Origin of the sequence: Streptomyces sp. NPDC005393 (genome assembly GCF_040606675.1) — a bacterium.
Taxonomy (GTDB): domain Bacteria; phylum Actinomycetota; class Actinomycetes; order Streptomycetales; family Streptomycetaceae; genus Streptomyces.
This window is the reverse complement of record NZ_JBEXFG010000002.1, coordinates 169,647-192,536: the sequence shown is the minus strand read 5'-3', so window position 1 is coordinate 192,536 and position 22,890 is coordinate 169,647. Positions and strand designations below refer to the sequence as shown.

15 protein-coding genes and 3 pseudogenes are annotated in these 22,890 nt (G+C 68.5%); 7 read left to right on the top strand and 11 right to left on the bottom strand.

Going from position 1 to position 22,890, the window contains the following annotated elements; all coding sequences use genetic code 11:
* Nucleotides 1-22: 22 nt before the first annotated feature.
* The 7 genes and pseudogenes from ABZS71_RS03380 to ABZS71_RS03350 form a co-directional block, all read right to left on the bottom strand.
* Nucleotides 23-402, bottom strand: a pseudogene (locus tag ABZS71_RS03380) (TnsA-like heteromeric transposase endonuclease subunit); the annotation flags it as partial.
* A 263-nt stretch (nucleotides 403-665) separates the two neighbouring features.
* Complete coding sequence (locus ABZS71_RS03375; protein WP_356207165.1) at nucleotides 666-1,610, bottom strand: GNAT family N-acetyltransferase; 945 nt, start codon at nucleotides 1,608-1,610, stop codon at nucleotides 666-668.
* A 216-nt stretch (nucleotides 1,611-1,826) separates the two neighbouring features.
* On the bottom strand, nucleotides 1,827-2,810 hold the full coding sequence (locus ABZS71_RS03370; protein ID WP_356207163.1) for a TniQ family protein: 984 nt from the start codon (nucleotides 2,808-2,810) through the stop codon (nucleotides 1,827-1,829).
* Nucleotides 2,810-3,397 carry a TniQ family protein gene (locus ABZS71_RS03365; protein ID WP_356207160.1) on the bottom strand — a complete coding sequence of 196 codons (588 nt, stop codon included), beginning with the start codon at nucleotides 3,395-3,397 and terminating at the stop codon, nucleotides 2,810-2,812. Before ABZS71_RS03365 ends, ABZS71_RS03370 begins: the two co-directional genes overlap by 1 nt.
* Nucleotides 3,394-4,443, bottom strand: coding sequence for an ATP-binding protein (locus ABZS71_RS03360; RefSeq protein ID WP_356207158.1), 1,050 nt, complete (start codon nucleotides 4,441-4,443; stop codon nucleotides 3,394-3,396). The genes ABZS71_RS03365 and ABZS71_RS03360 overlap by 4 nt, the downstream gene beginning before the upstream one ends.
* Nucleotides 4,440-6,533: a Mu transposase C-terminal domain-containing protein gene (locus ABZS71_RS03355; RefSeq protein WP_356207155.1), complete on the bottom strand. Its 2,094-nt coding sequence runs from the start codon at nucleotides 6,531-6,533 to the stop codon at nucleotides 4,440-4,442. The genes ABZS71_RS03360 and ABZS71_RS03355 overlap by 4 nt, the downstream gene beginning before the upstream one ends.
* On the bottom strand, nucleotides 6,499-7,248 hold the full coding sequence (locus ABZS71_RS03350) for a TnsA-like heteromeric transposase endonuclease subunit (protein ID WP_356207153.1): 750 nt from the start codon (nucleotides 7,246-7,248) through the stop codon (nucleotides 6,499-6,501). Before ABZS71_RS03350 ends, ABZS71_RS03355 begins: the two co-directional genes overlap by 35 nt.
* A 383-nt stretch (nucleotides 7,249-7,631) precedes the next feature.
* Between ABZS71_RS03350 and acnA the strand changes: the two genes are divergently transcribed.
* Complete coding sequence (gene acnA, locus ABZS71_RS03345) at nucleotides 7,632-10,349, top strand: aconitate hydratase AcnA (RefSeq protein WP_355850577.1); 2,718 nt, start codon at nucleotides 7,632-7,634, stop codon at nucleotides 10,347-10,349.
* Nucleotides 10,350-10,454: 105 nt separating this feature from the next.
* On the opposite strand, the gene ABZS71_RS03340 is transcribed toward acnA, so the two are convergent.
* Entirely contained in the window at nucleotides 10,455-10,898 is a 444-nt protein-coding gene (locus ABZS71_RS03340) for a hypothetical protein (protein WP_356207534.1), read from the bottom strand.
* Between the two features lie 20 nt (nucleotides 10,899-10,918).
* Entirely contained in the window at nucleotides 10,919-11,806 is an 888-nt protein-coding gene (locus ABZS71_RS03335; RefSeq protein WP_355850574.1) for a GNAT family N-acetyltransferase, read from the bottom strand.
* A 225-nt stretch (nucleotides 11,807-12,031) separates the two neighbouring features.
* On the opposite strand from ABZS71_RS03335, the pseudogene ABZS71_RS03330 reads away from it, so the two are divergent.
* Together ABZS71_RS03330 and ABZS71_RS03325 are read left to right on the top strand one after the other, a co-directional pair.
* Nucleotides 12,032-12,181, top strand: a pseudogene (locus ABZS71_RS03330) (reductase); the annotation flags it as partial.
* Between the two features lie 200 nt (nucleotides 12,182-12,381).
* Nucleotides 12,382-12,546, top strand: a pseudogene (locus tag ABZS71_RS03325) (winged helix-turn-helix transcriptional regulator); the annotation flags it as partial.
* Nucleotides 12,547-12,972: 426 nt separating this feature from the next.
* Here the strand turns inward: ABZS71_RS03325 and ABZS71_RS03320 are convergent.
* Together ABZS71_RS03320 and ABZS71_RS03315 are read right to left on the bottom strand one after the other, a co-directional pair.
* Nucleotides 12,973-16,830 (bottom strand): GH92 family glycosyl hydrolase, encoded by a 3,858-nt coding sequence (locus ABZS71_RS03320; RefSeq protein WP_356207150.1) that lies wholly within the window; start codon nucleotides 16,828-16,830, stop codon nucleotides 12,973-12,975.
* A 180-nt stretch (nucleotides 16,831-17,010) separates the two neighbouring features.
* On the bottom strand, nucleotides 17,011-17,505 hold the full coding sequence (locus ABZS71_RS03315; protein WP_356207147.1) for a PT domain-containing protein: 495 nt from the start codon (nucleotides 17,503-17,505) through the stop codon (nucleotides 17,011-17,013).
* 380 nt (nucleotides 17,506-17,885) lie between these two features.
* Between ABZS71_RS03315 and ngcE the strand changes: the two genes are divergently transcribed.
* The 4 genes from ngcE to ABZS71_RS03295 all read left to right on the top strand — a co-directional run bounded on the left by ngcE (nucleotide 17,886) and on the right by ABZS71_RS03295 (nucleotide 22,805).
* The gene (ngcE, locus tag ABZS71_RS03310; protein ID WP_356207145.1) at nucleotides 17,886-19,316 is read left to right on the top strand and encodes an N-acetylglucosamine/diacetylchitobiose ABC transporter substrate-binding protein; all 1,431 of its coding nucleotides are present in this window, start codon (nucleotides 17,886-17,888) and stop codon (nucleotides 19,314-19,316) included.
* A 96-nt stretch (nucleotides 19,317-19,412) separates the two neighbouring features.
* Complete coding sequence (locus ABZS71_RS03305; RefSeq protein ID WP_355850693.1) at nucleotides 19,413-20,375, top strand: sugar ABC transporter permease; 963 nt, start codon at nucleotides 19,413-19,415, stop codon at nucleotides 20,373-20,375.
* A complete protein-coding gene (locus tag ABZS71_RS03300; RefSeq protein WP_356207143.1) occupies nucleotides 20,375-21,322 on the top strand; it encodes a carbohydrate ABC transporter permease in 948 nt (315 codons plus the stop codon). The genes ABZS71_RS03305 and ABZS71_RS03300 overlap by 1 nt, the downstream gene beginning before the upstream one ends.
* A gap of 283 nt (nucleotides 21,323-21,605) precedes the next feature.
* Nucleotides 21,606-22,805, top strand: a complete 1,200-nt coding sequence (locus ABZS71_RS03295) for an ROK family transcriptional regulator (RefSeq protein ID WP_355850559.1) — start codon at nucleotides 21,606-21,608, stop codon at nucleotides 22,803-22,805.
* The last annotated feature ends 85 nt before the right edge of the window (nucleotides 22,806-22,890 follow it).

The window sequence follows — 22,890 nt, the reverse complement described above, 5'->3', positions numbered from 1 at the left end:
CCAGGAAGTGACCGCCGAGGGCATCGACGACCACCGCCGAGCCGTCCGTGCGGCGTACGAAGTAGTCCGGAGCGTGCCGACGCTCCCGCTCGCCGTCGTGCCAGTGCAGCCAGAACGGTTGCGAGGCGGTCCCCACCACCTCGGATCGAAGTCCATCAGCAGAAGCCGGTCCCGCTCCAGCCACGATTCGAAACCGACGTGCTGCCCGGTTGTTGCCGCCCAGTACCAGCCGCAGAAGTGACGCTCACCGCGCGACCAGCGAAACGGCCGTACGGCGGTCACGTCCTCGAACTGGGCCGTCACACAGTCCAGCAGCGGACGCCGCCGACGCTCGCGTACACCATCCACATACGACAGCTCGACGTATGGCTCCGCAAGATCCACCCCGACCGGTACGGCCACCCAGCACCCCCAGCGCGTTACCTCGTACGAGACCGGGTTCACTGGCAAAGAAGCCGAAACGACTGGGTTCGCTGTCAAACGCCTCGATTGGATGACAGCGGACAACCCGGTGTCCTGTCTCAATCGATCTGAGGCATTGTGGCCCGGTGACGAGGGCTGCCTCGGATCGATTGAGACATCGCTGCTGGGGTTGTCTCATCCGACCTGAGGCAGCCCGGGCGTTTGCGGGAGTGCCGTCTCTGGAGCACCTGCCCGGTGGTCGATCAGCTCCAGGTCATATTGATTTCCCGCCCGAAATTGACGTATCCAGCGCGATGGAAGGCGTTCGCCATCGGGACATTGCCCAGGTCTGTGGACGCGCGGATGCGAGGGACGTCCTGCCCGGCAAGGATGCGGGTGCCCTCGGCGAGTAGGTCGTCGATGTAGCCATTGCCGCGGTGCGTGGGAAGGACCGCGATGTAGGCGATGATCGCGTTGTAGCCGTTGTGGGCTGGGAGGACGAATCCCACTGGCTCTCCGTCGGGCAGCGTTGCGATCCGCCACCAGTCTCGTGGGCTTGTGTAGCGCGCCAGCTCGTCTTCGTAGTGCTTGATGGCCGCCTCTTGGGCGGACATCCGGGTCAGGTCGTCACGGCCGTGTGCGTCCAGCGTTCCGTCCATGACCGAGGCCATCAATGCCACGAGTTCATCGGCGCCGCGGATCGGCCGGAACGCAAGGCGCTCGGTGGGCTTCGGGACTGGCGATTCCGGATGCCACTCCAGGCGCAGCCGTTCGACGAAGAGCCGTGCACCGGTCCGTTCCAGTACCGTCATGCGGTTCTCGACGGCTTCTCTGATCCGTGTGTTCTCACGCCAGTCCGGCGGGACGAGACGGCTGTACTCAGGGGGACACGACCCGTTCGAAAGGGTGGCAGCCGTCGCGGTGTGCAGAAGTCGCACCCCGATGTCGCTGTGATCGAGATTCGGGGCGTTGTCGTCGATGTCGAGGACATCCAGGATGAGCGGTGTGTCGCTGCCGACTCGGCTCCACCAGGCAGCTCTGGCCAGTAGGCGGTCACCGCGCAGGGCGACCCACATCCATTCCGGGCGTCGTCGGCCGACGGCAAGGTCGTCTGCCAGTTCCTCGTTGAGGACGTAGGGCAGTTGAGAGAAGAGACCGAGTTCTTCGGGTCCGTTGATCGGACGTATGGTCAGGTCGTTCTGGTTCACGGTTCAGGCACGCTCCGGTGAAGGCGCCCGTCCGCTCCGGGGTCAGACGCGGTCCACGCCCCGGGAGGACGCAAGCGCGGTGATCATGGGGATCATCGGCTTATCCCTCCTCTCGCTGTCGTGCCCCTCACCCTTGCGGCAGGGGCTCGTTCGCAACATCTATCCAACCGCAGCCCCTGTGCGCAATCCGTTTTCGATCACCCCCTTGCGGCCGTGTCAGTAGCGGGGGAAGGTCAAGGGGCAGGTGCGGAAGTCTTTCGTCGGCTGGTTGGTGGTTCTGCGGGTTGTCTCGTTGTGCAAGATCAGCGAGAGCGTGTCCCATCCGGCGTGGTGAAGGGCGAATTTGTAGTGGGTGAGACGGTCACGAACCCACTTGATGAGGGGGTCGTCGATGTCGTCGGGTTCGTAGCCGGCGACGATGCCGCGGGTGCTGACTTCACGGATGAAGGGGGCAAGGCCACCGTTCCGCAAAGCGGTTCGTTCCCAGTGGTCGGAGGCGAGCAGGCCGGAGAGTGTGACGATTTCGGGGTGGAAGCCGGCGGCGAGGGCCAGCCCGTCGGCGACGGGTTTGCCGGAGGGGTAGATCAGAGCTGTCAGACGCCGGACGACGGCTTCCTCGGGGCCGAACTCGTAGCGTTCCTTCCAGGCCAGGAAGATCTTCTTCGCGTCGTGGAATGCGAGGTTGACCCAGCGCCGCCCGTGGCGGGCGATGAGGTTGCGGTGCTGCCGCTGGGCCAGAACGGTGGCAGGCAGTGGGGAGATGTTGACCTGGTCATCCGGGTTCTGGCAGCCGTCACCGATCCAGAGCCAGTGGCGGAGACAGACATTGCGGTCATGGGTCATCCAGCAGATGACCGGCTCGGCGATGCCCGCCCGGAGGGTGCAGAGACGGCAGGCAGGTCGCTGGGGTGTGCGGTCGTTGATCAGAGGCCGGTCGATGAGGCCCGGGGTGTCGGTGTTCTCCACCGTGATGAACTCAGGCAGGGCCAGGGTCAGTTGGTGTTCGGTGTAGCCGGAAACGGTGGCGAGTGGTTCTCGCAGCGCTGTGACGGGGGTCTTCTTCAGCATGCGGATTTGGAGAAGCGCCCGGAGTTCCTCGGTGTCCACGTGGTTGGCCGCGGCCAGCCGGGCGAGGAACGAGTCGACTGATTCGTCCCGGAAGAGGGGCACAAGTCTGGGGAGCCGGCGGGTGGGAGGCATCAGCTGTCCCGCGTCCGCAGATAGATGATGATCGTGGACAGGCTCACGGACGTGTCGTACTCGTTCATCAACCGCGTCCAGATCTCCCGGGCCCGGCAGCCGTGTGCGGCCATGGCGTCGATCACCGGCTGCAGCGATGACAGTGCCGAGGGTCCGCGACGGCCGGCGGAGCGCGTCGGCGGAAGATCGAGCGTGAGGGCATGCCGGAGGGCGCGTCGGCTGATGCCGTGCCTCCGGGCCAGCAGCGGCAGCGGCAGCGGACGGAGGGCGGCATCGTCCCGGGCGGCCCGGAGCTGGTCGGCGAGGACCTCGGGCCAGCCGGCGCGGACGGGAGCGGGCTTGCGGCGCCGACGTGGGGAACTCGCGTCCGCCAGAGCATGCTGCAGTCCGTCGCTGCTGTGGCCGGTCAGGGCGGCGAGACGTGTCAGGAGAGGCTTGCCGAACCAGTTCGGCGGCCCGCAGAGGAACCCGTGGAGGTAGCTGGGCCTGAGATGGTTGGCGCGGGCCAGCCGCCGGATGTACGAATCCGTGCTCTCGCCCAGGTGCGGCCGCACTCTCATCGGCAGTCGGGCCAGTTCAGCGGTCATGGCCGCTTCGCCTTGATGAGCTTCGCGCGGCGGTCGGACTCGGCGGCGAAATCCAGCGGGACAGCTTCGATCCCTGCTTTCGTGATCTTCTCGGTGTTGGTGAGGATCGCGTCGATGGCAGCGCCGCGGACGGCGTGGGACAGGGCGCCGATCATTCCGCCGGTGTGCGTATGCAGCCAGCCGTCCAGCTTGCGAAGGGTGCCTCGCCGGTGGCGGCGCAGCCGGAGGGTGTCTTCCAAGGTGGCGACCAAACGGTTCCACTCCGGTCCTTGCGGGAAGGGAGCGGTGGGGATGAGGGTGAAGCGTCCCGCGATCTGTGCGCCCCGGGTGCCCTCCAGCAGGCCCTTGTTGTCCAGGTCGAGCCCGGCGTAGACGAACGTGGCGGGAATGCGTTCGGAGAAGTACTTGAGGGTGTCGGACACTTCGGCACCGTTGCGGGTGGTCAGCGAGATGTTGTGCACTTCGTCGACCAGGATGAGGCTGCAGCGGGCGTCGATGAGCACGCCGACCACGGCTTCGATGATGTCCGTCATGTTCAGCCGGGCGCGGACCGGCAGGCCGAGAAAGCGGGCGAACTCCGCCGCGATCATCCGGGCCGTTGCGGCAGGCGGCACCGTCACATAGATCGCCGGAATGCGGTCGGTGACACCAGGATGCCGGGCCCGGTCGGCGAGCTCGTGCGAAAGGCCGAGCTGCGTGATCGCGATGGACTTGCCGGTGCCGGCCGGCCCGGACACCAGCAACCCGCGGCGGGCGCCCCGCTCGTGGCGGTTCATCAGCACCTGACGGCGTCCGCAGGTCACGATGTGCCGGATCGTCGGAGTAGCCACCACCAGTGTGCGTGCGTGGTAATCGATGCGGTCCTCGTCGTCCAGTACCCGTTCGGTCGCGGACAGAGCCTGGTATTCCTGTTCGGTCAGCAGTGCGGACGGCGGCGGAGCGTCGGTGACGAAATCCCGCCATCCTTCCAAGGTGGTCAGCTGCAGTTGCCTCTCGGTATCCCGCTCGGCGAGAGAACGTGACGTGGGCTGTTCGCTGGCCGTCATGAACGCCTCCAGGGGTCCTCTCGCGGATCGGACAGGCCAAGGGGGATCACATCCGCCATGTCCTCCTCCGCCTCCGGCTCAGCCGGTCCGGTCTGCTCAGGTCGAGGCGGGATCTCGGGGCGGGGGTAGGAGGGTTCTGCTGTGGCGCGGGTGCGGGCTGCGACCCGGCGGTTGCGCCGCCGTGCTGCCCTGCCCTGCTCGGTTCTCTTGGGCGGAGGGGATTCAGGCCCGGCGGCCATGACGTTCAGCAGGTCCGCCGCGGCCTGGCTGATCGCCGTCTCGTTGTCACGGGCAGGACCGCGCTCAGCGACGATCCTGCGGGCCTGGTCCCAGGCCAGCTCACCCATAGGAACCGGTGTCGTGCGCAGATGCCGCCAGAACACAGTGATCCACTCGCGGCTCTCGGGGTGGCGTACCCAGACGCGGGAGATGTCGTAGGGGTCGTGATGGACATCCCAGCGGCCTCCCTCACGGCCGCTGCCAACGCGCCCGCTGCGTAGATCTGCCAGTGCCGGGCCGTCGTAGATCCGGTGGTTGATCCTGAAGCCGTAGGAGTTGAGAGTCCGTTGCTGGCGAGGCAGCAGCCCGATGTACTCGTCCGGCGACAGCGTGATGGGGACATGGCCGGCCGCGGTGACCAGCGCTGCGTACTTCTCATTCGGGCTCAGTGGCCGACCTGGCATCAACGGATCCCGCAGCCCGTCATGGGTCCGGTTCTGCCACCGGGCGACGATCCACTCCTCCAGCAGGGCCTGCAGCTGGTGGATCGACCAGACCGCCTCTTTCTCCGGCGCCGTGCCGCGGTGCTCAGTACTGCGGCCCGTATGACCCGGCAGGAACTGGACGAACATCGACGCGACCGACTGGAGCGTCCGCTCGACATGTGGTTTGTCGGTCGGAGTGTCCGGGTGCGCGGGTTGCAGAGAAATCTCCAGCGTGTGACAGGCCCGGCGGAAGGTCTCGGACATGAACGCCTTGCCGCGATCGCAGACGATCGTCTCCGGTGTGATCACCGGCACCCCCGCAGCCTGGGCCAGCCGCGTGTCGAGATCCAGCAGCGAGGCATGGGGCAACACCGACTGGGTCATGCGCAGCGCCTCCGGCCAGCCGGGCCGCATCGGCTCAGGCGTCATGGCCCTGGCCAACAGCAGCGCGGCGTCCACCGCCTTCGTCGTCGGGCGCAGCACCGCCGCCGCCAGCGTCCGCGTCGCCAGGTCGACCAGGCCGGTCATCTCGCAGGAATCCGTCGTGCCGTCGTCGTGGACCACGAGCACGTCCAGCGGCGTCGAGTCGATCTCCATGACCTCGCCAGGCCGAACCGCCGTCAGCATCCCGAACGTGCCCTCCGGACGCTTGGCCAGCGACCGCCGAGTGCGGGCCGAGCCCAAAGTGTGACGGCCGGTGCTGACCGCGGACAGCAGCCGGTAAAACGTCGCCCGCGACGGCAGAGACACCGCGTCCCGGCCGTGATCGGCCTCCAGGACGCGTTCCATCCGGTGCCGCAAGACCTCGCCGGAGACCGTCGAACGCTCGGTCTGAGCCGCCACCACCTGCTCCAGCGCGGCCACCACCCGCGGATCCACCCGGCCCGTCGGCCGACTCATCGCCCGTGAGCGCCGGTCAACCAGCCCGGCAATGCCGTCGGACTCGAACCGGGCCCGGAAGCGCTGGAGCCGGGACAGCGACACCGGCGTCCCGCACTCCCGTAACTCCGCTACCTTGGCAAGCTCCCGCTGCCGCAGAGACCGAGTCGCCGGGTCGTACTCCTCGCGGACCGGGCCTCCAGGATCATCCAGCGGCCGGCCCGTCAGCACCTCCACCAGATGCCGCTGCCACCACTCCGCCCGCTCCACCGCCTCCTGGGGCAGCCCGTCCAACACCCCCGAGGCCGCTACCAGCGGTCGGGCGGGAACGGCGCTGAGGACCTCGAAGCCCGCCGACCCCACCAGATGCGTCAGCAGCACCACGGCGGCTTCCTGGCCGTCGTCGACCAGCCGCACCCGCGGCCCGGACAAGGCCACCACAGTCTGCTCCCGGCCGTCGAACCGGACCCGGTCACCCACGGACAGCAGCCGCGGACGCATCACCATCCCCGCCTCCCTCCCGCGCCACCCGGCCCGGCGTCACCCATGCGGACGCCGACAACGGCGACGACTCCAGGTCGACCGCCAGCTGCCGGCACCACAGCAGGTGGTAGACCACCGGAAGCACGTGAACCGGATCACCGCAGGCCCGAGCACCGGCCAGCAGACCGGCTCCACCCGCGAACACCCTCCGCAGAGCCGCCGCGGTGTCCTCCCGCATCACCCGCGCATGCCGGAACCCCGCCAGCCAACGCAGATTCGCCGCGAACACGGGATCCAGCTCGCCGACCCGCTCGTACTCCCAGCCGACCAGAGCGCACGCATCCCTGGTTCCGGCGAACTTCACCGCGTCGCGCTCGCCGATCCGGTCATCCGGCCTGACGTCCACCACCAGACCCGTTCCATCGGTCCGCCGCGCGAAGAGGTCAGGCGTGTGCGTCAGCGGACCCAACTCGCTGTCCCGCCAGGACAACCCGAACGGCTGGGCAGCCACGCCGACTACCTCGGAATCGAAATCGAGCCGCATGAGGTGATCACGCTCCAGCCAGGACTCATAAGGAACGTGCCCTCCAGCCGTCGCCGACCAGTACCAGCCCGTGAAGTTCCGCTGCCCGCGATACGACGGAAAGGACCGCGACGGCACCCCGGACTCGAACCGCACCGGCCACATCACGGACAACGGACCCTCACGCTTGGCACCATCCGGCCCGACCAGCCGCACCCAGAAGTCCGCTGCATCCATCCCGGCCCCCAAGACCAAGCACCGACGCGGTACAGCGACCGTAGGCAAGGCGAGTCAGCGGCACCTCAGAAAGACTGAGACACCGCACTACTCGCCCGAGAAAGACTGAGACGCTGCCACCGATGCCCCGGAAAGACCGAGACTGCCCCGGGTCCGCTGAGACAGGACACCCGGGCATGACATGACCGCGCGGGAGCGATGTACTAGAGTTATCTCGACATCGAGATATCTGCTGGAAGGCGCACCGCCGCACCCGCATTGGTAAGGGTTACCTAACTTAGCCCTGCCTTAGCGGATCGGCGCGGGCATGTGACGGCAGCATTGCGGTGGTACGCGCGAATTCATGCATGAAGGAGACTGTCGTGTCGGCGAACAGCTTCGACGCCCGCAGCACCCTGCAGGTGGGCGACGAGTCGTACGAGATCTTCAGGCTGGACAAGGTGGAGGGGTCCGCCCGCCTCCCGTACAGCCTGAAGGTGCTGCTGGAGAACCTGCTCCGCACCGAGGACGGCGCGAACATCACCGCCGACCACATCCGCGCGCTGGGCGGCTGGGACTCGCAGGCCCAGCCCAGCCAGGAAATCCAGTTCACGCCGGCCCGTGTGATCATGCAGGATTTCACCGGTGTGCCGTGCGTCGTGGACCTCGCCACCATGCGTGAGGCCGTCAAGGAGCTCGGCGGCGACCCGGCGAAGATCAACCCGCTGGCCCCGGCCGAGCTGGTCATCGACCACTCCGTGATCGCGGACGTCTTCGGTGCGCCGGACGCCTTCCAGAAGAACGTGGAGCTGGAGTACGGCCGCAACCGCGAGCGCTACCAGTTCCTGCGCTGGGGCCAGACCGCCTTCGACGAATTCAAGGTCGTCCCGCCCGGCACCGGCATCGTCCACCAGGTGAACATCGAGCACCTGGCCCGTACGGTCATGGTCCGAGGCGGCCAGGCGTACCCGGACACCCTCGTCGGCACCGACTCGCACACCACCATGGTCAACGGCCTCGGTGTGCTCGGCTGGGGCGTCGGCGGCATCGAGGCCGAGGCCGCGATGCTGGGTCAGCCGGTCTCGATGCTGATCCCGCGCGTCGTCGGCTTCAAGCTCACGGGCCAGCTGCCGACCGGCACCACCGCCACCGACCTGGTGCTGACGATCACCGAGATGCTGCGCAAGCACGGTGTGGTCGGCAAGTTCGTCGAGTTCTACGGCGAGGGCGTCGCCTCGATCCCGCTCGCCAACCGCGCCACCATCGGCAACATGTCGCCGGAGTTCGGCTCGACCGCGGCGATCTTCCCGATCGACGGCGAGACGATCAACTACCTGAAGCTCACCGGCCGCAGCGAGCAGCAGCTCGCGCTCGTCGAGGCGTACGCCAAGGAGCAGGGCCTGTGGCTGGACCCGGCCGCCGAGCCGGACTTCTCCGAGACGATGGAGCTGGACCTGGCGACGGTCGTCCCGTCGATCGCCGGCCCCAAGCGTCCGCAGGACCGCATCGTGCTGGCCGAGGCCGCCGAGAAGTTCGCGCAGGACGTCCGTAACTACGTCCCCGTCGCCGACCTGGACGAGGCGGGCATCGAGTCCTTCCCGGCCTCGGACGCCCCGGCCGTCTCCAACGGCGTGCCCACCAAGCCGACCCCGGTGGTCGCCCCCGACGGGACCGAGTACCAGATCGACCACGGCGCCGTGACCGTCGCCGCGATCACCTCGTGCACCAACACCTCCAACCCGTACGTCATGGTCGCGGCCGCCCTGGTGGCCAAGAAGGCCGTCGAGAAGGGCCTGACCCGCAAGCCGTGGGTCAAGACCACCCTGGCCCCCGGGTCCAAGGTCGTCATGGACTACTACGACCGGGCGGGCCTCACCCCGTACCTCGACAAGCTCGGCTTCAACCTCGTCGGCTACGGCTGCACCACCTGCATCGGCAACTCCGGCCCGCTGCCGGAGGAGGTCTCCAAGGCCGTCAACGAGGCCGACCTCGCCGTTGCCGCCGTCCTCTCCGGCAACCGCAACTTCGAGGGCCGGATCAACCCCGACGTCAAGATGAACTACCTGGCGTCCCCGCCGCTGGTCGTCGCGTACGCCATCGCGGGCTCCATGAAGGTGGACATCACGCGCGACGCCCTGGGCATCGACCAGGACGGCAACCCGGTCCACCTGAGCGACATCTGGCCCTCCGAGCAGGAGGTCGAGGAGGTCGTCGCCTCCGCGATCGGCCAGGAGATGTTCCACACCAGCTACGCCGACGTCTTCGCCGGTGACGCCCAGTGGCAGGCGCTGCCCATCCCGACCGGTGACACCTTCGAGTGGGACCCCGAGTCCACCTACGTCCGCAAGCCCCCGTACTTCGAGGGCCTGACGATGGAGCTCACCCCGGTCGAGGACATCGCGGGCGCCCGGGTGCTGGCCAAGCTGGGCGACTCGGTCACCACCGACCACATCTCCCCGGCCGGTGCGATCAAGGCCGACACCCCGGCCGGCAAGTACCTCATCGAGCACGGTGTCGAGCGTCGTGACTTCAACTCCTACGGCTCCCGCCGAGGCAACCACGAGGTCATGATCCGCGGCACCTTCGCCAACATCCGGCTGCGCAACCAGATCGCGCCCGGCACCGAGGGCGGCTTCACCCGCGACTTCACGCAGGAGGGCGGGCCGGTCTCCTTCATCTACGACGCGTCGCAGAACTACCAGGCCGCCGGCATCCCGCTGGTCATCCTGGCCGGCAAGGAGTACGGCTCCGGCTCCTCCCGCGACTGGGCCGCCAAGGGCACCGCGCTGCTCGGCGTCAAGGCCGTCATCGCCGAGTCGTACGAGCGCATCCACCGCTCGAACCTCATCGGCATGGGCGTCCTCCCGCTCCAGTTCCCCGAGGGCTCCTCGGCCCTGGCCCTCGGCCTGACCGGCGAGGAGACCTTCGAGATCACCGGCATCACCGCCCTCAATGACGGCGGCATCCCGGAGACCGTGAAGGTCAAGGCCGGCGAGGTCGAGTTCGACGCCAAGGTGCGCATCGACACCCCCGGCGAGGCGGACTACTACCGCAACGGCGGCATCATGCAGTACGTGCTGCGGTCGCTGATCCGCAAGTAAGCGCCGCTGTAGTACGTACGGACGGGCCGCACCCCCACGGCGGGGTGCGGCCCGTCCGCGTCAGCCGGTGCGGCCCGTCCGCGTCAGCCGGTGCGCCCGTCCGCGTCAGCGGGTGAGCAGCGCGCGGGCGATGGCCGTCTGTGCCGGCTGGACCGCCGTTTCGCCCTCCCTCACCTCCCACAGCGTGTTCTGCGGCACGCGCGCGAGCGTCCAGCCCCGTGCCCGCTCCCGGTCCAGGCCCAGCACCTCGGTCATCAGATCGAACCGTCGGCGCACCGCGCGCGGCACATCCCCGGTCGCCGTGATGTCGTCGGGTTCGCCCTCGCTCTCCGCGGTGACGGGCTGCAGTTTGAGGACGGCCCGGGAGCCGTCCGCCCGGAGCACGGGCAGCACCAGCGCCATCACGCCGTGCGCCGGCGGCCCGTCAAGGCGCAGCTCCCAGCGATCCATGAAGGCGGTGGCCGGCCCGGGAAGCACTGCCGTCCACGCACGCCCGGCGGCCCCCTCGTACCGGCTGTGGGCGGCGGCGAGCGCCGGCGGGACCTCGATCGGGGACTATCCGGATCCGGTCACAGGAACGTACTCGACGGGATGTACGGGGCCGGGGGCGGCATGCCGCGCAGGCACACATAGCCGCCGGTGGACAGCTCCAGACCCGCTTCCAGACCGACGTCGACCGCCCACTGCTGCTCCGCCGTCAGGCTCGGTACGCGGGCGTCGGTGCCGTCCGGCATGCAGAGCAGGGCGGCGGTCAGGAGGCGCTTGGCCAGGCGGCGGGAGGTCGCGGCCAGCAGCTCGATCTTGCCGTCGTCGGCGACGTAGCAGTATCCGCTGCCCGCCAGGTCGTCCACCACCAGCAGGCGTCGCTGGCGCAGCAGCAGGTCGTGGTCGGGGCCATGGGCCCCGCCCCGGGTGCGGCGGTCGACGGAGTCGAGTAGGTCCCGGTGGCGGGCCAGCCCCTCGTGGACGGCGCCGTCGGGGGCGGACAGACGCTCCTTGGTCTCCGGTCCGACGGTGCCGCACAGCCGCATCGCCGGGTGCAGGGCGAAGCCCGCGCGGCGGTACGTCGCCGCCGCGCGCGGGTCCTGCGAGCCGCAGATGATCCCGCGCAGACACCCCCGGCCGTACGTCAGCACGGTGGCCAGCAACTCCCGGCCGACGCCGCGCCGTTGCGCCTCGGGCAGCACCGCGAACATCGCCAGCCCCCAGGTGCCCTCGCGCCGCGTGGACAGGGCCGCGCCGACCGGCGCTCCCTCGTCGTCCACGGCGATCCAGCAGCCGCCCGGGTCGGTGCGGGCGAGATGCCGGTTCCGGCTGCGGACGTCGGAGACGTACTGCGGTGGCCACACGCTGTCGGCTTCGCCCATGAGGGCGCTGGAGTCGCCGAAGGCGGCAGCGGCCACGTCCCAGACCGCCTCGGCGTCCTCCTCGGTGTCACGTAGCTTGCGGAGGATCATGCGCCCATCATGGCGAATCCGTCGCGGGGTTGTCGGGGGTGCGGAAGCGGCTGATCTTCGCGACCAAGGCGTTCCGGGCCCCGGACGGCAAGACCATACCGGGGAGGAGTCACGGCGGGGGCGTCGCGGAAGCCGGGCTCCCGCCGCCCGGCTTCCGCTCAGGGCGAATCTGCTCAGAGCATGCAGTGGTTCTGTCGGCGACGGTCAGCGGGCACAGTCCCCGTCATGAGACTTCTGATGCTGGGCGGTACGGAGTTCGTGGGGCGAGCCGTCACCGAGGCGGCGCTCGGGCGCGGTTGGCAGGTGACGGTGTTCCACCGCGGCCGCCATGACCCGCCGCCGGGGGCCACCGCGCTGCGCGGCGACCGCGGGGCGGCAGACGATGACGGCGTTCATGCGGCCGGTCCCGTTGCCCTGGGAGTGATGGGCGGCCAGCGACCTGGCGGAGTGGGTCCTGGACGCGGCCGTACGCGGGCTCGGCGGCCCGCGGCCCGCTTCTGGCCGGCGTAGCGGCGGACGTCGAGACGGTGGGTGATGGCGCTGCGCGGGCTGAACCGTCCGCTCAGCTCCTCGGGCACGCGGAGGTCCCGTCGCGGGTCGAGTACGAGATCAGCGACCTCGGCCGCAGCCTGGCGCTGCTCTTCGCCACGCTCGCGACCTGGTCAGCGGACAATCTGCCCAAGGTCGGGCAGGCCCGGCTGGACTACGACGGCGAGGCGGCCCCCACCGGTCCCCGGTGAGGCGGTCGAACTCGCCGTCCTTGGCCGCGCGGAGGAACGGGGAGATCGGCGGGCCCGGAGGCCGGGCCCACGCCGTTGCCGATGGGGGTACCCCCCAAAAAACGCTTGATCTGGCGCAAACGCTTCATCAAACGTTTCCGAGAGGGGTACCGGGAAGGGCCGGTACGAGGCATCGGCCCGCGGCCGCCCGCTACCACAGCCCCCTCACGGACCCCATGCGCCACCGGCCCCCGCCCCTCTCGGCCCGCCGGATGGCAGCGGGGCGGACCGCCCCCTATCCCACCCATGCTCCATGCGCCGAAGGCGCGAGACGGCGGGCAAGGTGGCCAAGCCGCGTGCCGCCCGGTGGCGCGTCGCCGGGCGGCACGCACCCGCGCCCGGACGAGGGCCGGGCCCCGGACCCGCGGGCCCGGCCCTCCTCATGGATCAGCCGAGCAACTCGACCTCCGCGAGGGTGGCCTTGTCGTCCGGCACCAGGCGGTAGTGGGCGTACGTGCCCGGGGCGTCGACCGAGAAGACGCGGGTCTGCTTGTTCCAGGCGAAGGACTGGTCCGAGCGCCGGTCCAGCTCCTGCCACTTCTCGCCGTCCCGCGAGCCCTGGAGCACCCAGCCGGACGGGGCCTTGGCGTGGTCCGCCGAGGTCAGGGTGTACTGGACGGCGCGGCCCGGCTCGGTGACCGGGAGGTCCACCGACTCGAACGTCGCCTCCGTGCCGGAGGTGTTGTCCAGCAGGGCCGTGCCGCCGCTGGGCACGGTCAGGTCGCGGCGTGGGGTGGGCACCTTGTCGTCCTGGGTGATGGAGGACGGCGCGGCGTTCTTGCCCGTGCCCCACTGCGACGGCCGCGCCCCCATCGCGAACTCCAGCGTCCCGCCCCGCGCGAGCACCGAGTGGGGGAGGGCCGTGGACGACCAGGGCCTGCCGTTGACCTTCAGGCCCTGGACGTACACATTCCGCGCGCTGTTGCGCGGGGCCTTGATCACCAGGTCGCGGCCGTTCTCCAGATGCACCGTGGCCTTGGTGAACAGGGGCGACCCGACCGCGTACTCCGAGCCGCCCATCACCAGCGGATAGAAGCCCAGCGAGCTGAAGACGTACCACGCGGACTGCTCGCCGTTGTCCTCGTCACCGTGGTAGCCCTGGCCGATCTCGCTGCCGGTGTAGAGGCGGGAGAGCACCTCGCGGACCTTCTCCTGGGTCTCCCGGGGCCGGCCGGCCGCGTCGTACATATAGGTGACGTGGTGGGCCACCTGGTTGCTGTGCCCGTACATGCCCATGCGGACGTCCCGCGCCTCGGTCATCTCATGGATGACGCCGCCGTAGGAGCCGGCGAACTCGGGGGAGGCGGTCTCCGGGGTGGAGAAGTAGGTGTCGAGCTTCTTGGCGAGCCCGGACCGGCCGCCGTAGAGGTTGGCCAGGCCCCGGCTGTCCTGGGGCGCGGTGAAGGCGTAGCCCCAGCCGTTGGTCTCGGTGTAGTCGTAGCCCCAGACCCGGGGGTCGTACGTGTCCGAGGGGACGCGCCACTTTCCGTCGGCGTCCTTGCCCTGGAAGAAGCCCGCCTTGTCGTCGAAGAGCGTGACGTAGTTCTGGGCGCGGTGCAGGAAGTACTCCGACTCCTCCTGGTAGCGGGCCTTCTTCGTCTTCGCGTAGAGCGCCTTGCCCATCCGGGCCAGTCCGAAGTCGTTGAGATAGCCCTCCAGCGCCCAGGACAGGCCCTCGTGGGTCTCGGTGCTGGTGTAGCCGAGGAAGGGCGAGGTGGGCATGCCCTTGCGGCCGACGCCCGAGGTGGGCGGCACGGTGGTGGCGTTCTTCAGTGCCGCGTCGTACGCGGATTCGGCGTCGAAGCGGACGCCCTTGAGGTAGGCGTCGGCGAAGGCCACGTCCGAGCTGGTGCCGGTCATGAGGTCGGCGTAGCCGGGCGAGGACCAGCGGGAGATCCAGCCGCCGTCCTTGTACTGCTGGACGAACCCGTCGACCATCTTTCCCGCCCGCTTCGGGGTGAGGAGGGAGTAGGCGGGCCAGGTGGTGCGGTAGGTGTCCCAGAAGCCGTTGTTGACATAGACCTGGCCATCGACGATCTTCGCGCCGGTGTGGGTCGGGGTGTTCTCCCCGGAGCCTGGCGAGAAGGCGCTGGCGTACTGGTACTTGGGCTTGGCCCCGGTCCCGGTGTTCTCGAAAGCGGAATTGGGATAGAGGTACAGCCGGTAGAGGCTGGAGTAGAGCGTGGTGAGCTGGTCATGATCGGCGCCCTCGACCTCAATGACGCCCAGGATCTTGTCCCAGGCCCGCTGCGCTGCCCGCTTCACCTGCCCGAACGAGGCCGATGCCGGAATCTCGCGGTCGAGGTTGGCCTTCGCCTGATCGATGCCGATGAGGGAGGTGGCCAGCCGCAGGGTAACGGTGCGGTCCTTGCCCGGCTTGAAGCGGAAGTAGCCGGTGACATCCTTGCCGCCGTCTCCGGAGAGCTTGCCGCCCGCGCTGACGGGTGCGTCGAAGACCCCGTGGACAAAGAGCCGGGTGGCCCCGGTGGACAGTCCGCTCTTGACGTCGGAGTAGCCGGAGACGACCCCGTGCTCGGCGTCGAGGGTCAGCCCGCCGTCGCCGGTGACATTGTCGAAGACGACGCTCGCGTCCTCACCCGGATAGGTGAAGCGCATGATCGCGGCGTGGTCGGTGGGCGCCATCTCCGCCTTGAGGCCGTTCTCGAACGTCACCCCGTACGCGTACGGACGGGCGCTCTCCTTGTCGTGGCGGAAGGGGAGGGCACGGGCGGTCCGGGAGGCGTCCGGGACATCGGACGCGACGGACGGCATCACCTGGAAGGTCTGCCGGTCGCCCATCCAGGGGCTCGGCTCATGGCTCGCGCTGAACGCCTGGATGGTGGGGAGGTTGTCGGCGTTGTTGGCGCGGGCGTACTGGTAGAGCCAGTCGGTGGAGCCCGCGTTCGTCACCGGAGTCCAGAAGTTGAAGCCGTTGGGGACGGCGGTCGCCGGGAAGTTGTTGCCGCGCGAGAAGGAGCCGCTGGAGTTGGTGCCCCGGGTGGTCACGGCGTAGTCCGACAGATGCGACAGCCGCTTCCCGTGCGCCTTGGGGGCGAGGGAGATGTCGTCCACCCAGCCGCGGAACTGCGCCGGGCCCTTGGGGGAGTCGTATGCCACGAGTATGCGGTCGATCGTCTTGCCCGCGGCGACCACGCCGAGCCGGGACTCCTTGTGGTTCCACTGGTTGACGTACAGCGTCTTGGAGGCGGCCTGGCCCTGCGGGCTCATCCGCGCGCCGTGCTGGTCGACCGCGCCCGGCAGCTCGCTGAGGTAGGTGCCGTCGGTGAAGGCGAGATCGACGGAGACATGGGTGGCCGGGTAGTTGAGATCGGTCTCGGGCATCGACGGGAAGATCTGGTACGACAGCAGGGTGTCGCGGGTGACGGCCGTGTCCACGTCGAAGACCTTGTTGTAGGAGTACGCCCGGCCGTCCGGTTCATGGGTGCCCGCGTAGCGCAGCGCATGGGTCCCGGTGAACCCCGCGTTGGCCTTGGCGGTGGGGGAGCCGGTCGGACCGCGGTCGATCTGGGTGCGCATCTCGGAGGGCGCGGGCGGCGTGGTGTCGCCGTTCGCGAGCTGGACCTCGGCGAGCTGGACGAGGTCGTCCCCGGCGTTGCGGGTGATCTCCAGCCGGAAGTGCCGGTACGCGGTGGAGCTGTCGAAGCCGAACTCACGGGTCTGTTGGCGTGATGAGAAGGCCTCGCCCTGACGGGTGTCGAGCGTCGTCCAGTCGGAGCCGTCGGCGGAGCCCTTGAGGGTCCAGTCCTTCGGATCCCGGCCGGGGGCGTCATTGGCGGAGGTGAGGGCGTAGCGGACGACCTCGACCGGCTCGCTCAGATCGAACTCGAGCCAGGCGGTCTTGTCGAAGGCCAGCCATTTGCTGGTGACCTCGCCGTCGACCAGGTTCTCCTTGATCTCACCGGCCGAGGTGTTCTCGCCGCTCGCCCGGACCTCGGTGACCTTGTCGGTGACATTGCCGGGGATGCCGGACGAGTAGCCGCCGTCGACCCCGGAGGCCTTCTTCTTCCCGTCGGGGCCGGTCTCCACGGTGTTGCGCCAGTCGGGCTGCGGATCGCCCGCTTCGAAGGACGAGGCGAATGCCCGGTCGGCGTGGTGCGCGGCGCCCGGGTCGCGCGGTACGGCGACCGCCGCGCCCTGGGCCGTCACCGCCAGCAGGACGGCCGCCACCAGGGCGGCCGGCCGTCCGATCCCACGCCATCGTCCCTGTCGTCGTCTCTGTCGCATACTCAGCCTCTCAATGAATCTGACAACGTTGTCAATTGAGTCGGGCAGAGATAAGTAGGGAGGCAGGGGAAGGGTGGTGTCAAGGATGCGGCAGGGATCGATGCGGCCGGACAACACGGCGCGGGCCGTACCTCGGTTGGCGGTACGGCCCGCGCCTGGTGGAGTGATTCCGGTGTGTCGTCAGCCGGCCTGATCTGACTTGGTGGCGAGCGAGAGCCGGCACTTCTTCGCCGTCTTGGAGCTGTCCGCCTTGAGCCCGTGGACCTTGATGGTCTTGTCGGCGCCGCCCGCCACCGAGGCGTCGGACTCGATGCCGGTGGTCACGACCTCCTCGGAGCTGTCGACGAATCCGACCAGCAGCGAGTAGTAGGCCGTGGTGGAGCTGGAGTTGCTGATCTCCACATTGGCGTAGGGCTTGCCGTCCGAGCTCCAGCCGCAGGTGCCCATCTTGGCGTCCGGGCTGACCAGGCCGGAGCCGCCGGTGGGGGTGTCCGAGGGGTCGTCGTACGGGTCGTTCGCGGGCTCCCCGGTCGGCTCCTCGGTCGGCTCCTCGGTGGGCTCCACGGGAAGTTGGGCCATGCCCTTGCCTATCACCGCGCCGCCCTTGCCGCCCCCGGCGGATGAACCGCCTCTGTCGGAGCCACACCCCGAAATGAGCACGAGTGTCGCGGTCACGACAACACTGGTGGTAAGGGTGAGCTGCTTCCGGAACAAAGGGACCGCCTCTCGAGGATGGCGCGCACGGCGGCGTGCCGTACGGGCTGTGTCCCCTACGGTATGTCGGACAGGTCTCAACTCGGGAAAGACTGCCGCCCAATGACCGTTCGATCTTGCCCAGTGGGGCCCAGTGGACTATACCTGTCGGCCCAGGGGAAAGGCCGTACCGCGGCCCACATCGCGCGGGCCTCGGCGGGTCCTCCGCAATCCCCGGCACTTCCCCAGCAATACTCCGCTTCACGCTTCAACTGACCCGCGGTGTCGGGCCCCTCGCCGGAGGCGAGCATGTACGGGGGACGTTACACCGCCTGAGTCCTGACGAAGGCGAGGACTTGAGCATGGGATCCACCCCAGATTTCGGCCGGCGTGACCTGATCAAGCGGTCGGCGGCGATCGGACTGATCACCGTGCCGTCCATGAGCGTGCTGACGGCGTGCGCGAGCGGCGGCGACGACGACTCCAAGAAGGTCGACAAGGGCACGAAGTCCAAGAAGAACCCGCTGTCCGTCAATGCGAGCGCCCCGCTCGACGTCGTCATCTTCGACGGCGGCTTCGGACAGCAGTACGCCAAGGACGCCGAGGCGGAGTACGCGAAGGCCTTCCCCAAGGGCAAGGTCAAGCACGCCGCGACCCAGAAGATCCAGACCACCCTGCAGCCGCGGTTCAACGGCGGCACCCCACCGGACCTCATCGACAACTCCGGCGCCGAGCAGATGGACTTCGGCACCCTGGTCGCCAAGAACCAGCTGACCGACCTCACCCCGCTGCTCGACGCGCCCTCCCTGGACGACCCGAAGAAGACCGTGCGCGAGACGCTGCGCCCCGGTGTCGTCGAGATGGGCCAGTTCGACGGCAAGCCGGTCTGGATCCTCTACTACGCCTACACCGTGTACGGCGTCTGGTACTCCAAGACCAACCTGCAGAAGCTGGACGCGGAGTACCCCGAGACCTGGGACGACATGCTCAAGGTCTGTGCGGCGGCGAAGAAGAAGGGCATCGCCGGCTGGACCTACCCGGGCAAGTTCCCGTACTACCTGCCGTTCAGCCTCTACCCCTTCATCGCCAAGATCGGCGGCGCCGATGTGCTGACCGCCATCGACAATCTGGAGCCGAACGCCTGGAAGCACCCGGCCGTCAAGGCCGCCTTCGACGCGTACTACGAGCTCTACAAGAAGGGCTACATCCTCAAGGGCACCCCGGGCCTCACCCACATCGAGTCGCAGACCGCGTGGAACGAGGGCAAGGCGCTGTTCATCCCCAACGGCTCCTGGGTGGAGAACGAGGCGAAGAAGACCACGCCGAAGAACTTCCGGATGGCGGTGAGCGCGCCCTCCAGCCTCGACAAGAGCGACAAGATGCCGTTCGGCACCATCTGGGCCTCCGGCGGTGAGCCCTTCATCGTGCCGAAGGCGGCGAAGAACGCCGAGGGCGGCATGGAGCTGCTGCGGATCATGCTCGGGGAGAAGTCCACCAAGAACTTCGTCAAGCAGGTCTCCTCGCTCTCCTCGCTCAACGGCGGCACCGAGGGTCTTTCCCTGCCGCCGGGCCTGGCGTCCGCGCAGGCGGCGCTGGAGAAGGCCGGCAAGAACGTCGTCAACCCGCGGCTGCAGGACTGGTACGTCGCGCTGGAGAAGCAGCAGATCGGCGTCGGCGTGCTGGGCGAGATGATGGCGGGACGCATGACCCCGGCCGAGGCGATCAAGAAGATCCAGAAGTTCGCCGATGACACGGCCAAGGACGACGCCGTCAAGAAGTACAAGCACGTCTGATGAGGTTCGATGCGTCACCAGCGGTGTTATCCGCGGGGAAGACCGAGGTCGGTAGACATGCAGCAGGTTAAGTACCAGTCCGGCGCGCGGGGCGTGATGAAGCGCGGCTCCGGCGCGGGCTCCCCGGGAAACCGGTTTGTCCGGTGGTACCGGAAGTACGGCTTCCCGGTGGGGTTCCTGGTGCTCCCGGTGGCGATTTACGCGGTCTTCGTGATCTCGCCGTTCGTCCAGGCCATCTATTACTCCTTCACGGACTGGACCGGGCTGAGCTCCGACTTCAAGATGGTCGGATTCGACAACTACACCTGGCTGCTGCACGACGACCTGTTCTGGAAATCGGTCGGCCACAATGTGCTGTTGCTGCTGGTCGTGCCGCTGGTGACGCTCGGCCTCGGGCTTTTTTTCGCCTTTATGCTCAATGTGGGTGGCCGCGGTCGAAAGAACGCGGCCATCTCCGGGGTGCGCGGCTCGGGCCTCTACAAGGTGGTCTACTTCTTCCCGCAGGTGCTGTCGATCGCGATTGTCGCCCTGCTGTTCCAGTTCACCTACAACCCCCGGAACGGGGCACTCAACGCCTTTCTGGGCGGAGTCGGGCTCGACGCTCTGCAGCAGGATTGGCTGGCCGATCCGAAGATCGCCCTGTGGTGCCTCATGGTGGTGATGATCTGGTGCAACGTCGGCTTCTACGTCGTCCTCTTCTCCGCCGGGATGAGCGCCATCCCCAAGGACTTCTACGAGGCGGCGCTGCTGGACGGCGCCAACCGGATCACGACCTTCTTCAGGGTCACCCTGCCGCTGCTCTGGGACACCGTCCAGACCGGCTGGATCTATATGGGGATCCTCGCCCTCGACGCGTTCGCCGTCGTACAGATCATGACCGTGGGGCCGGGCGGGCCCGCTGACTCCACCGAGGTCATGGGCTACTACGTCTACACCAAGACGTTCCGCGACGGGCAGGCGGGCCGCGCGACGACGATCGGGGTGGCGATGCTGATCGTCACCATGATCTTCGCGGTCATCGTCTCGAAGCTGGGCCGGCGCGAACGACTGGAGTACTGATGACCTCACACGCACAGCCGTCGGAGCTCCCCGGCGTCACCAAGGACGACGAGGCGCCCGTCGCGCCGCCCGCGGGCGACCGGATCCCCCCGCGTCATACCCCCGAGGGCCGGATCGGCGGGGAGCGGAAGGTCCTCAACGTCTTCTCGCACGGGATGCTGGTCATCTGGGCACTGCTGGTGACCATGCCGCTGCTGTGGGCGGTCATGAGCTCCCTCAAGACCGACAAGCAGATCTTCACCTCTCCCTGGGGGCTGCCCGACACCCTGCATTTCGACAACTGGTCACGCGCCTGGAACAAGTCGAACATCGGCGACTTCTTCCTCAATACCGTCCTGGTGGTGGGGTGCTCGCTGATCGGCACCATGCTGCTGGGCTCGATGGCGGCGTATGTCCTGGCCCGCTTTGAATTCCCGGGCAAGCGCGTCATCTACTTCATGTTCGTGGGCGGGATGAGCTTCCCGATCATCCTGGCGCTGGTGCCGCTGTTCTTCGTCATGAAGAACATGGCCCTGCTGAACACCTTCCACGGGCTGGTTCTTGTCTATATCGCCTATTCGCTGCCCTTCACCGTCTTCTTCCTCACCTCGTTCTTCAAAACGCTGCCCAGTTCGGTAGCGGAAGCGGCGCTGATCGACGGGGCCTCGCAGACCCGGACCTTCTTCCAGGTGATGCTGCCGATGGCGAAGCCGGGTCTGATCAGTGTGGGCATCTTCAACTTTCTCGGGCAGTGGAATCAGTACATGCTGCCGACGGTGCTCAATACCGACGAGGACAAGCGGGTGCTCACACAGGGGCTGGTGCAGCTCGCGGCGAGCCAGCAGTACAAGGGCGACTGGTCGGCGCTGTTCGCCGGTCTGGTGCTCGCGATGCTCCCGGTGCTCGGGGTCTACATCGTCTTCCAGCGGCAGGTCCAGGCGGGTCTGACGGCGGGCGCCCTGAAGTAGCCCGGCGAGCTCCGCGAGCCCTCAGCGACATCATCGACGGCGGCCCCGCCCTTCCCGAGCCAGCGGAAGGGCGGGGCCGCCGGGTTCCTGACCTGGGGAGTCGGTCGTACCCTGGCGGCTGGGCCGGGACCTGGGAGTCCTCAAGCTGTCAAGTACTTGACGTGGGACAACCGAGGCGGCTCAGCTTAGGGTTCACATGTTGGAGACAAAGCCGGGCCTCACTGCTGCGGCCCGGCCTGCGGAACGGCCGTCGTGCCGTCCGCGTAGGCGGGAGTGGATGGGCGTGGAGACTCCGGGATCGCAGTCGTCGCTGCACCGGGCGAACCTCGAGCGGGTGGTCCGTGCGGTGCGCATGGCGGGGTCGCTGACCCAGGCGGAGATCGCCCGCTCCACCGGGCTGTCCGCCGCCACCGTCTCCAACATCGTGCGGGAGCTCAAGGACGGCGGCACGGTAGAGGTCACGCCCACCTCGGCGGGCGGCCGCCGGGCGCGCAGCGTCTCGCTCAGCGGGGACGCGGGCATCGTCGTCGGCGTGGACTTCGGCCATACGCATCTGCGCGTCGCCATCGGCAACCTCGCCCATCAGGTGCTGGCCGAGGAGGCCGAGCCGCTGGATGTGGACGCCTCCTCCTCGCAGGGTCTGGACCGGGCGGAACAGCTGGTCAGCAGGCTGATCACGGCCAGTGGCCTCAGCCGGGACAAGGTGGTCGGCGTCGGCCTCGGGGTACCCGCCCCGATCGATGTGGAGACCGGCACGCTGGGCTCGACCGCGATTCTGCCGGGCTGGGCGGGCACCAATCCCCGGGACGATCTGGCCCAGCGGCTCGGGGTGCCGGTGCATGTGGACAACGATGCCAACCTGGGCGCGCTCGGCGAGCTGGTCTGGGGCTCGGGGCGCGGGGTCGGCGACCTCGCGTACATCAAGGTCGCCGACGGTGTCGGAGCCGGTCTGGTGATCAGCGGGCAGATCTACCGCGGCCCCGGCGGTACGGCGGGCGAGATCGGACATATCACCCTCGATGAGTCGGGTCCGGTCTGCCGCTGCGGCAACCGCGGCTGCCTGGAGACCTTCACCGCGGCCCGCTATGTGCTGCCGCTGCTGTATTCCAGCCATGGCACGGATCTGACCGTCGAGCGCATGGTGCAGCTCGCCCGCGAGGGCGACCCCGGCTGCCGCCGGGTGATCGCGGACGTGGGGCGCCACATCGGTAGCGGGGTGGCGAGTCTCTGTAATCTGATCAACCCCAGCCGGATGGTGCTCGGTGGCCATCTCGCCGAGGCGGGGGAGCTGGTGCTGGCCCCGATCCGGGAGTCGGTCGCGCGCTACGCGATCCCCAGCGCGGCCCGTCAGCTGTCGGTGATGCCCGGGGCGCTCGGCGGCCGGGCCGAGGTGCTGGGCGCGCTCGCACTGGTGCTGAGCGAGATGGGCGATTCGACGTTGCTGGACGGCGCGCTGTCGCCGGGGACCCCGGTCCTCACCTGACCGCTGCTCCGGCCGGGGCGCCTGTCCGCCGTTTCGGGCTTTGTCCGTCACGCTCTGTTCATCCAGCCTGTCCGGCTGCGTTCAC

Excerpts from the sequence above, each read along its gene's own strand:
- ABZS71_RS03370 (WP_356207163.1), bottom strand. The coding sequence starts at position 2,810 with ATGCCTCCCACCCGCCGGCTCCCCAGACTTGTGCCCCTCTTCCGGGAC.
- ABZS71_RS03365 (WP_356207160.1), bottom strand. The coding sequence starts at position 3,397 with ATGACCGCTGAACTGGCCCGACTGCCGATGAGAGTGCGGCCGCACCTG.
- ABZS71_RS03360 (WP_356207158.1), bottom strand. The coding sequence starts at position 4,443 with ATGACGGCCAGCGAACAGCCCACGTCACGTTCTCTCGCCGAGCGGGAT.
- ABZS71_RS03355 (WP_356207155.1), bottom strand. The coding sequence starts at position 6,533 with ATGGTGATGCGTCCGCGGCTGCTGTCCGTGGGTGACCGGGTCCGGTTC.
- ABZS71_RS03335 (WP_355850574.1), bottom strand. The coding sequence starts at position 11,806 with ATGATCCTCCGCAAGCTACGTGACACCGAGGAGGACGCCGAGGCGGTC.
- ABZS71_RS03320 (WP_356207150.1), bottom strand. The coding sequence starts at position 16,830 with ATGCGACAGAGACGACGACAGGGACGATGGCGTGGGATCGGACGGCCG.
- ngcE (WP_356207145.1), top strand. The coding sequence starts at position 17,886 with ATGGGATCCACCCCAGATTTCGGCCGGCGTGACCTGATCAAGCGGTCG.
- ABZS71_RS03305 (WP_355850693.1), top strand. The coding sequence starts at position 19,413 with ATGAAGCGCGGCTCCGGCGCGGGCTCCCCGGGAAACCGGTTTGTCCGG.
- ABZS71_RS03300 (WP_356207143.1), top strand. The coding sequence starts at position 20,375 with ATGACCTCACACGCACAGCCGTCGGAGCTCCCCGGCGTCACCAAGGAC.